The 9211-nt window shown below is 67.7% G+C and carries 8 protein-coding genes; all 8 read right to left on the reverse strand.

Going from position 1 to position 9211, the window contains the following annotated elements; translation table 11 throughout:
• Positions 1 to 238 precede the first annotated feature (238 nt).
• Positions 239 to 1459, reverse strand: coding sequence for an FtsX-like permease family protein (locus GF405_01725; protein ID MBD3366876.1), 1221 nt, complete (start codon positions 1457 to 1459; stop codon positions 239 to 241).
• A 3-nt stretch (positions 1460 to 1462) separates the two neighbouring features.
• Positions 1463 to 2230 carry an ATP-binding cassette domain-containing protein gene (locus GF405_01730; GenBank protein MBD3366877.1) on the reverse strand — a complete coding sequence of 256 codons (768 nt, stop codon included), beginning with the start codon at positions 2228 to 2230 and terminating at the stop codon, positions 1463 to 1465.
• A gap of 2 nt (positions 2231 to 2232) precedes the next feature.
• A complete protein-coding gene (locus GF405_01735; GenBank protein ID MBD3366878.1) occupies positions 2233 to 3594 on the reverse strand; it encodes an efflux RND transporter periplasmic adaptor subunit in 1362 nt (453 codons plus the stop codon).
• 296 nt (positions 3595 to 3890) lie between these two features.
• Positions 3891 to 4487 carry a periplasmic heavy metal sensor gene (locus tag GF405_01740; protein MBD3366879.1) on the reverse strand — a complete coding sequence of 199 codons (597 nt, stop codon included), beginning with the start codon at positions 4485 to 4487 and terminating at the stop codon, positions 3891 to 3893.
• Positions 4488 to 4857: 370 nt separating this feature from the next.
• Positions 4858 to 6198 carry a response regulator gene (locus tag GF405_01745; protein MBD3366880.1) on the reverse strand — a complete coding sequence of 447 codons (1341 nt, stop codon included), beginning with the start codon at positions 6196 to 6198 and terminating at the stop codon, positions 4858 to 4860.
• Positions 6199 to 8058, reverse strand: a complete 1860-nt coding sequence (locus GF405_01750; protein ID MBD3366881.1) for a PAS domain-containing protein — start codon at positions 8056 to 8058, stop codon at positions 6199 to 6201.
• Positions 8059 to 8109: 51 nt separating this feature from the next.
• Positions 8110 to 9051 (reverse strand): hypothetical protein, encoded by a 942-nt coding sequence (locus GF405_01755; GenBank protein MBD3366882.1) that lies wholly within the window; start codon positions 9049 to 9051, stop codon positions 8110 to 8112.
• Positions 8958 to 9211: ATP-binding cassette domain-containing protein (locus GF405_01760; protein ID MBD3366883.1), on the reverse strand; the 254-nt coding region annotated here is incomplete at its 5' end. The genes GF405_01755 and GF405_01760, both read right to left, overlap by 94 nt.

The following is a 9211-nucleotide window of genomic DNA, read 5'->3' on the forward strand; positions in this document are numbered from 1 at the left end:
AGCGGCGGCTTCGCACGAGCCGCCGCCTGACTCACACTATACCCGACGAAGACCTGAACGGCAACAGTGAGGGGTGTCGGTGCGGGGCGGGAGTGAGGAACGGGCGGCCCGCTGCGCGGAGCGGACCGCCCGCCCTGGGGAGAAGTCGGGCCGGCTCGCCGGTCACGTCAAGAAGCCGTTCCGACCCTCCAACGCAGGAGGACCGCCGCACCGGCCGGGAGCCGGGCGGCGTGTGCGTCTACTCGTACCGGACGGCGTCGATCGGGTTGAGCATCGCCGCCTTCCTGGCCGGGTAGTACCCGAAGAAGACACCGATCGCCGCGGCGAAGCCGAAAGCGATCGCCACGACACCGGGCTGCATGATGGTCGTCATGCCCACCATGTTGTTCAGTACGAGGGTGAGGACGTATGCGAGCAGGATGCCGATCGTGCCGCCGAGCAGGCTGAGCACGACGGACTCGGTCAGAAACTGGATGAGGATGTCGCTCGACCGCGCGCCGACCGCCAGGCGGATGCCGATCTCGCGCGTCCTCTCGGTGACCGAGACCAGCATGATGTTCATGATGCCGATGCCGCCGACGATGAGCGAAACTGCCGCGACGGCCCCGAGGAGCAGCGTCATGACCTCCTGCGTCTCGGTCGCCATCTCGATGAACTCGGCCTGGCTGTGGATGCGGAAGGGGTCGTCCTCGCCCGGATTGACGCGGAACTCCTCTCGGAGGATCTCGCTGATCTCCTCCTCGGCCGCCTCGCTCTCCTCGAACGATCGCGCGCTCACGAAGATCATGCTGATGTACTGACCGCCGGAGAGCCGGTAGAGCCCGGTCGTCACCGGCACGAGGATCTGGTCATCCTCATCGCGCCCGAAGCTCGAGGCGCCCTTCTCCTCGAGCACACCGATGATGCGGAACGGCGTCTTGTTGATCCGGATCTGCTGACCGATCGGGTCCTCATTCGGAAAGAGCTCGTCGACAACAGTCTGCCCGAGCACCGCGACCTTACCCCTGGATCGAACATCCCGCTCGGTGAAGAACTCCCCTCGGTCAACGCCCCATGAGCGAATCTCAAGATACTCTGGAGACACCCCCATCACGCGTGTATTCCAATCTCCAATCCCGCCGATCACCTGCCCGCCGGTCTGGATCACACCGGAGACGGCGCTCACGTACCGGGACCGCTCGCGGATGGCGTCGGCCTCGTCAAGCGACAGTTTGTTGTACGAGCCGGCGCCGCCGCTGGCGCCCCCGTGGCGCGACGCGCCCGGGAAGACCATCAGCATGTTGGTCCCGAGCGAACTGATCTGGGTCTCGATGTCGGCCTGCGCTCCGGCCCCGATACCGACCATGACGATGACGGACGCGACGCCGATGATGACGCCGAGGGTCGTCAGCAGGCTCCGCATTCTGTTCTTGACGAGCCCCTTGACGGCGATCCTCAAGAGACGTCTCGGCCAGAGCATCCGCTACCCCTTCTCCGCCTCGCGCTCGACGAACTCGTCCGTCGACGGCATCGACTCGAGGTCCTCCGCCGCGTTCCGCCTGTCCCACACCTGGCGATCGTTGACGATGCGACCGTCCCGCATCACGACGATCCGCTTCGCGTACTGCGCGATGTCGGTCTCGTGCGTCACGAGGAGTATCGTGATCCCCTGCTCGTTCAGCTCCTGGAAGACGGACATCACATCGACCGATGTTCGACTGTCGAGGTTCCCCGTGGGCTCGTCGGCGAGGATGATCGATGGGTTGTTCACAAGAGCGCGGGCGAGCGCGACGCGCTGCCGCTGTCCTCCAGAGAGCTCGCTCGGGTCGTGGTGCATCCGGTCGCCGAGACCGACCCTGTCCAGGGACTCGGCCGCGGCCGCTCTCGGATCGGGGAAGCGATTGGCGCGGTCGTAGAAGAGCGGCAGTTCCACGTTGTCGAGCGCCGACGTCCGCGGCAGGAGATTGAAGGTCTGGAAGACGAAGCCGATGCGCTGGTTCCGGACCTCCGCGTACTCGTCACGCGAGAAGCCGCTGGTGTCGACGCCGTCGAGCAGGTACTCGCCGGACGTCAGCTGGTCGAGGCAGCCGATCACGTTGAGGAGCGTCGACTTCCCCGAGCCCGACGCACCCATGATGGCGACGAACTCCCCGCTCATGACAGTCAGGTCGACACCACGGAGCGCCTTCACGACCAGATCACCCATCTCATAGAAACGGGTGACGCCGCGTGTCTCGATGACGCGTTCCATCGCTAGTCGCGCTTCCTTCCGAACCGGCCGGAAAGCGGGTTCCGGCTGCCGCCCTCGTTCTCCTCGGACTCGACGACGGACGTGATGACCTTCATGCCGTCCTGGACATCGGCGCCCTTGACGATCTCGGTCCTCATGCCGTCGGAGGCACCCTTCTCTATTGGAGCGATGGAGAGGTTCCCCTCGGCGTCGAGGTACCAGAGCACCGCGCCCCGCTCCTTGTCGATCCCAGCGGCCGCGAACATGCGGACCATCGGGTTCATGCCTCCCCTGCCGCCCTGCGCGCCGTGCGAGCTCCCGTCACCGTGCGCGCCGTGCGAACGCTCGGCACCACCCGCGCCAACGGCTTCCTTGCCGTCGACTCCGCCCGATGCGGTCCGCCCTTCCTGGCCGCCACTCTTCGCCGGCTGCCTCTTCTCACCCATCGACTCGCGGAGTTCCTGATACATCTCCATGGTCGGCGTGAACCTGAGAGCGGCGTTCGGTACGAGGAGAACGTCCTCACGGTACTGCAGCAGGAAGTCGGCCGTCGCTGTCATGCCGGGAAGCAGGAGTCCCTCGTCGTTCGGGGCGTCGACAACGACTGTGTAGTTGACGACGTTCTGGACGGTTTGAGGCTGCAGTCTGACCTGTCGGACCTCGCCCCAGAAGTCCTTCTCGTAGTAGGCATCGACCGTGAAACGGACCTGCTGGCCGACCTCGACCGAGCCGATGTCGCTCTCGTCCACGAGGACGTGGATCTCCATCTCCGCGAGGTCCTCGGCGATGATGAACAGCACGGGGGCCGACAGACTGGCCGCGACCGTCTGCCCGGGCTCCACGCTCCGCTCGATGACGGTGCCGCTGATGGGCGACGTGATCACCGCGTAGTCGAGGTTGGTCCGCGCGCGGTCGAGCGCAGCCTCAGCGGAGAGAACGGAAGCCTGTGCGGCCGCCAGCGACGCGGCCGCATCCTCGTAGTCGGCCTCGCTGACGAGGTCTCTCTCGTAGAGGTCCCTCGTCCGTGCGAACTGCGTCTCTGTGAGGGCGAGCTGGGCCTCGGCTCTCATCAGGTTCGCCCGGGAGTCCTTTACGGAGGCCGCCAGGAAAGTCGTGTCGATGAGCGCCAGCACCTGCCCCTTCGTCACCTGGTCATTGAAGTCGACGAAGATGTCGGAGAGCGTTCCTGACACCTGCGTGCCGACCTCGACCGTCCCGACGGCCGAGAGCGTTCCGGTCGCGGAGATGATGTCCTCGAGGTCGTCGCGCTCGACCTCGGCGAACTCGTACTCGCTCGCGGCCGCGCCGTCGCCCCCTCGCGTGAAGCCCCAGACGGCAACGAGCGCGACGACGATCACCGCCGCGATGATCAGGATTCTCTTCATGGGCTCGGTCTTCTCCCGTGGCTCGTGAAACGGTGTCTTCGAGAGACAAGCCTAAACCGTCGCGCCTCCCGCTTCAACCGCATCCGCAGTCGTGAGGGCGGGCGCCGCTTCGACGCCCGCCCGGCTCGAGGGGGATGCGAGCGGCCGCGCGACGTCTCAGTCTGACGATGCACGCCCCGCTCGTCGCGCCGCCGGCCTCTGCGCCGGCTGGACGGATGGCCGGCCCACCGAGGTCCCTGTCCCGACGGGCCGGCCGGGGAGGCTCCGCGAGCGAAGCGCTCCCCGGTGGGCTTTCTCTAGTCGTCGTCCTCCATGTCGTCGGGCCGCATCCAGCGGGGTGCGCCACCGCCTGGACCACCCATCATGCCCCCGCCCATGCCGCAGCGGGGATGCATGCCGCGTCCGCCATGCATGCCCATGCGGCCGCCACGCATGCCTCTGCCGCGGGCGCCGCCCTGCATGCGGTCGCCCAGGCGGGCGAGACCGCGGTCGAAGAGCTCACGCTGGTCGTCGGTGAGGAGCGGGCGGACCTCCATGTGGATACGGAGACGGAGTTTCGCGCGCTCGAGCTGGATCGCGTGGACCTCCTCGATCTTCTCCTCGACATCGGCGAAGTCGATCTCGTCCTCGCCCAGAAGCTCCACCATCTCGAGACGGAGCACGCTCGCCCTGTTCGCGAGCTCGACCCTCTCCTCCTCGTACCTCTCGTGGATCTCCTTGATCTCCTCCTTCTGCTCCTCGGTGAACACGGGACCGCCGCGCCGCATACCCTGCGCGGGATGCGCCATGCCGCGGCCCGGGCGGCCGCCGGACTGCGCCACGGCCACGGTGCTCACGAGACCAATGACCAGAGCGGCGATCGCTGCGATCGTGAGGAACCTCCTGCGTCTCATCGTCTGCTCCCTTCACTTCAGAGTGGTGTGAACCGACCAACCGCCTCCTGATTGAGCAACGCGCGTGCCAGTGAGAGGGGAAGCCGAGCCCGGCCTCGGCCGCCTGCATAATCCTCTGCTCCTTAATCACTTACGCCCGTCGATACCCGAGACGGCCGCCTCCAGAAGACGCCCGGGTGCGCAGAAGATGCCCATGACCGGTGCTCCCGGGTCAGGAGGTGCGCAGGTTCTTCGCACCTCGATGGACGGCCCTGTTCTGAAGTCCGGTGGTCGCACGTCAGGAGGGGCGGTGTCGCTCGGCGGAGCGGGAAGGGCACGGGGAGGTAGCGGCCCGGGGCGCGTACATGACGGAAGGCCGATACCGCATCGCCTAGAGGTCGATGTCGTACTCCTTGATCTTGTTCTGGAGGGTCCGTCTCGAGATGCCGAGGATCTTCGCGGCGTGCGTTCGGTTGCCGTCGGTCTCCCGGAGCGTTCTGACGATGGCGTCGCGCTCGACCTCCCGCATCGTCCTCCCGGTTGCCGGATCCTCGCGTCCCTCGCCCCCGGCCGCGGCCCGCACACGCGCGGGCAGGTGCTCCGGGAAGATCGTCTCCCCGCGGGACAGAACGATCGCCCGCTGGACGGCGTTCTCGAGCTCGCGCACGTTGCCCGGCCAGTCGTAGGCCATGATCGTCCGCATGGCTTTCGGCGAGACCTTTTTCGGCTTCGAGCCGCGCGGCGCGTGCGCGCCGAGGAAGTGCTCAACGAGCGGCGGGATGTCGTCGACACGCTCTCTCAGAGGTGGCGCCGTGATGGTCACGACGTTCAATCTGAAGAAGAGATCCTCGCGGAACCGGCCGTCCCGGATGTCCTGCTCGAGGTCACGGTTGGTCGCGGCGATGACGCGGACGTCGACCGTCATCGGCCTCGAGCCGCCGACACGCTGAAACGTCCGGTCCTGAAGGAACCGGAGGAGCTTCGCCTGAAGACCTTCCGACATGTCGCCGATCTCATCGAGGAAGGCCGTGCCCCCGTCCGCGAGTTCGAAGCGGCCGCGCTTCTGCTTCACGGCCCCCGTGAACGCCCCCCTCTCGTGCCCGAAGAGCTCGCTCTCGAGGAGCCCCTCGGGGATGGCGGAGCAGTTGACGGCGACGAACGGCTTTGAGCTGCGGGGACTCGCCCGGTGGATCTCGTGGGCGAGGACCTCCTTGCCGGTGCCGCTCTCGCCAAGAAGGAGGATCGTCGCGTCCGACTCGGCCGCTCGGTGAGCGGTGTCGAGCGTCTCCCGCCAGGCCCGGCTCACACCGACGATGTCGTCCCCGGCCTCCGCATCGGGCTCATCGGGCGTCTCATCGTCCGACCGCTCCGTGAACCGCTGGATAGCCGCCCGGACCTCATCGATGTCGATCGGCTTGGTCACGTAATCGAACGCCCCGAGTTTCATCGTCGTCACGGCGGTCTCGACGGACGCGTAGGCGGTCATCATGATGACGGCCGTCCCGGGACTTTGCTCCTTGATCTCCCGAAGGGCCTCGACGCCGTCGAGCTTAGGCATGCGGATGTCAAGAAGGACGACGTCGTGGAACCCCTCGCCCACCGTGCGGACGCCTGTCTCACCGTCGTGAGCACAGTCGACCTCGTGTCCGTCCTCGGTCAGCACCGCGCTCAGGAGCTCGCGGACGCTCTCCTGGTCGTCGACGATGAGGATGCGGAGCTTCGAGGGGTCCATCTACTCCTCCCTGCGGGCGGCGGGCAGCTCGATCGTGAAGGTCGTTCCGGAGCCCTTCTCGCTCGTCGCGACGATCGAGCCGTCGTTCTGTTCGAGGACGCGCGAGACGATAGTCAGGCCGAGACCGGTACCGGAATCCTTGGTCGTGTAGAACGGCTCGAAGAGCTTGGCCAGCTCTTCGTCAGTCAGGCCCGGGCCGGTGTCCGAGACCCTGATGGCCACGCGGTCACCTTCACCGACAGACTGGGTCTCGACCGTGAGGCGTCCGCCGCTCTCCATGGCCTCGATGCCGTTGAGGAAGACATTGAGGAGAGCCTGCCGAAGCTGCTGAGCATCGACGAGGACATCGGGCGCTCCGTCGTCGAGGCGTCGTTCGATCGTGATGTCTCCGAACGCGGCGTCCTCCGAGAGAAGGGCGAGCGCGTCCTCGACCACGGCGTTCGGGGAGACCGCCGTCCGATCGGGCTCCACGGGCCGGGCGAAGTCGAGAAGCTCCTGAACGACGCGGTCGAGCCGCTCGACCTCCTCGATCATGATGTCGGCGTAGCGCTCCTCCCTGGAGCCGGGGACGAACCGGCTCCTCAGGAACTGGGCGAACCCCTTCAGGGAACTCAGGGGGTTCCTGACCTCGTGGGCTACGCCGGCGGCGAGACGGCCGAGCGACGCCAGGTGGCGTTCTCTCTTCACGCGATCCTTGAGATCCTCAACCTCGGAGAGGTCCTGGAAGAGCACCACGGCGCCGGAACGCCTGCCGTCCTCGTCCCTGAGCGTCGAGGCCGACAGAGCCACGGGAACTCCTCTGTCCGGCGTCGTGACCGTCGCCTCGGTCTCCAGCTCATCGCGGGCCCCCGCGATCGCCGTCCCCAGCGCCCGGTCGGCGCTCTCCGGCTCAAGTCTGAGGATCTCGGAGACGGGCCGACCCCTGGGATCGGAGGCGAGCCCGAGCATCCTGCGCGCCTTCCCGTTGACCGTCACGACTCGGCCGTCGGCATCGACCGACAGCAGCCCGCTGGCCATGCTCTCGATGACGTTCGTCGTGTACGTCCGCATGGACTCGAGCGCCGAGCGGACCGACCGGTAGTGCGAGACGATGAACAGGAAGTAGATCGCCACGGCGCCGACCGCCAGCAGCACGAGCGCTGTCATGATCGTGTGGTTCCTGCTGGCGAGAAAGGTGGACTCGAGGCTCGACGACTCGAGTGCGATGACGCCGATCAGCCGGACGGCTGAGTCCGGGCCGACGTCCCGGCCCAGAAGCTCCGACAGGCGAGCCGCGGCTTCCTCTGGTGAACAGGTGTGACGCCTGCGCCGCGGGTGTCCCGGCATGCGCCAGCGCGAGGCCGGATCACAGAGCTCGCGCGGCACCACCTCGACGATCGCCGCGTAGCTGTACGCCGACCGCCCGTCGTACGTGATCCGTGTGCCCTTCAGGCGCTGCCCCGGGAAGAGCGCCGTCGGTTCGATCCCGCTCTCGAGCACCCCGCCCACCAGCTCCGAGTCGCTGTGTGCCAGGACGCGTCCGTCGGCAGCCAGGAGCCCGACGAATGCGATCTGGGGGCGGGAGGCGGCGTCCTCGAAGAGCCGCGAGAACCGCTCCGGATCCCATTCCCCGGCGGAGAGCCCGGCCCTGAGATCGGCGCCGATGAACGCCAGGACACCTCTGGCCTGGTGCTCGAGCATCGAGGAGACCTGAGCGCGACCGCGCTCGATATCACGGAACGAAACGACCGTCAGGACGACGGCGAGGATGAGGATGCCGACGACGATCGAGATGACCGGCGTGTGCGAGGAGCGTCGACGTGCCATCGGGCGCGCGTGCACCTCCATCAAGAGAGAAGTGGCCGGTGCGCTCGTGCCCATTAGACACCACGACGGCCGGGGCGGGCAAGTGCCAATGCCCCCCGGTCCCGACTAGTAGTGTCCCAGCGACCCGTCGCGGCGCGCCCTGCGGAATGCGAACCGGAGCGCGATGAACCCCGCAACGGGAAGGGTCGCGGCGCTCAAACAGAGCACCGGGATCGACGCCGACGGCGTCGCGTGTCCCGGGACGAGTGCCGACCGGACGAGCGCGAGCGCGTGGGTCGTGGGAAGAAGCAGCGAGGCGCCCCGGACCCAGCCCGGCAGGAGCTCGACCGGAACGAAGACGCCGCCGAGAACGCCGGTCAGCGTCGACAGCGCCCACGAGACGGGCTCTCCCTCCTTGTGGACGAGCACGACGGCCGAGGAGAGGAGACCGAGCCCGGCCATCGACGCCGCGTAGAGGACGACCGGCAGAAGGACCTCGCCGGATACCACGGCGCCCAGTCCGGCCAGGTGCGACACGACCGCGAGGAGCGCAAGACCACCGGCGAGCGTGAGAAGCAGCTGTCCGAGGGCGGACAGGACGACGAGAACCGAGGGGTCGACGGGACACGCCAGCAGGTGTTCGAGCGTGCCGAGGAGCTGTTCCCGCCGGACCGAGGTGCGGAAGACGCGCAGCCCGCTCGAGGCGGCGCCGTGGACGACGACCCCCACGAGAGCGAACGCCGTGTAGCTCATGCCGAAGCGCTCTCCGAACCCGGCGCCTCCCGTGGCCACGAGCCGACCGACCAGCACACAGCCCAGCAGCGTGGTCCCGAGGGAGACGAAGCCGAGGAGCGCCCGCAGCCGGTAGCTCGTGAAGATCATCAGAGACCGTACGAGGAACGCGACCGCGACACGGGCCGCACCCACCGGCCGTCGCACCGTACGATGGCCACGACCCGCGGCACACCCGACCCTCATGTCGCCGGCCGGACGACGAGGTCGCAGCGTCGCGCGGTGTCCCGATCGTGGGTCGTCAGAACCACGGAGCACCCATCGTCCAGCCGGCATCTGAGTGCGCGCCACGCGAGGTCCCTTCCCTGCTGGTCGAGCGATGCGAACGGCTCATCGAGCAGCACCACGTCCGGGTCCCCGAGGAGCGCCCGCGCGATGGCGAGTCGGTCGAGTGTTCCTCTGGACAGACCGCGGGCCGGGGCGCCGAGCGCCCCGG

The sequence above is a fragment of the Candidatus Effluviviaceae Genus V sp. genome (assembly GCA_014728125.1).
Taxonomy (GTDB): domain Bacteria; phylum Joyebacterota; class Joyebacteria; order Joyebacterales; family Joyebacteraceae; genus WJMD01.

Coding starts and splice junctions, on each gene's coding strand:
- GF405_01750 (MBD3366881.1), bottom strand. CDS start 8,058: ATGGGCACGAGCGCACCGGCCACTTCTCTCTTGATGGAGGTGCACGCG.
- GF405_01740 (MBD3366879.1), bottom strand. CDS start 4,487: ATGAGACGCAGGAGGTTCCTCACGATCGCAGCGATCGCCGCTCTGGTC.
- GF405_01725 (MBD3366876.1), bottom strand. CDS start 1,459: ATGCTCTGGCCGAGACGTCTCTTGAGGATCGCCGTCAAGGGGCTCGTC.
- GF405_01755 (MBD3366882.1), bottom strand. CDS start 9,051: ATGCCGGCTGGACGATGGGTGCTCCGTGGTTCTGACGACCCACGATCG.
- GF405_01745 (MBD3366880.1), bottom strand. CDS start 6,198: ATGGACCCCTCGAAGCTCCGCATCCTCATCGTCGACGACCAGGAGAGC.
- GF405_01730 (MBD3366877.1), bottom strand. CDS start 2,230: ATGGAACGCGTCATCGAGACACGCGGCGTCACCCGTTTCTATGAGATG.
- GF405_01735 (MBD3366878.1), bottom strand. CDS start 3,594: ATGAAGAGAATCCTGATCATCGCGGCGGTGATCGTCGTCGCGCTCGTT.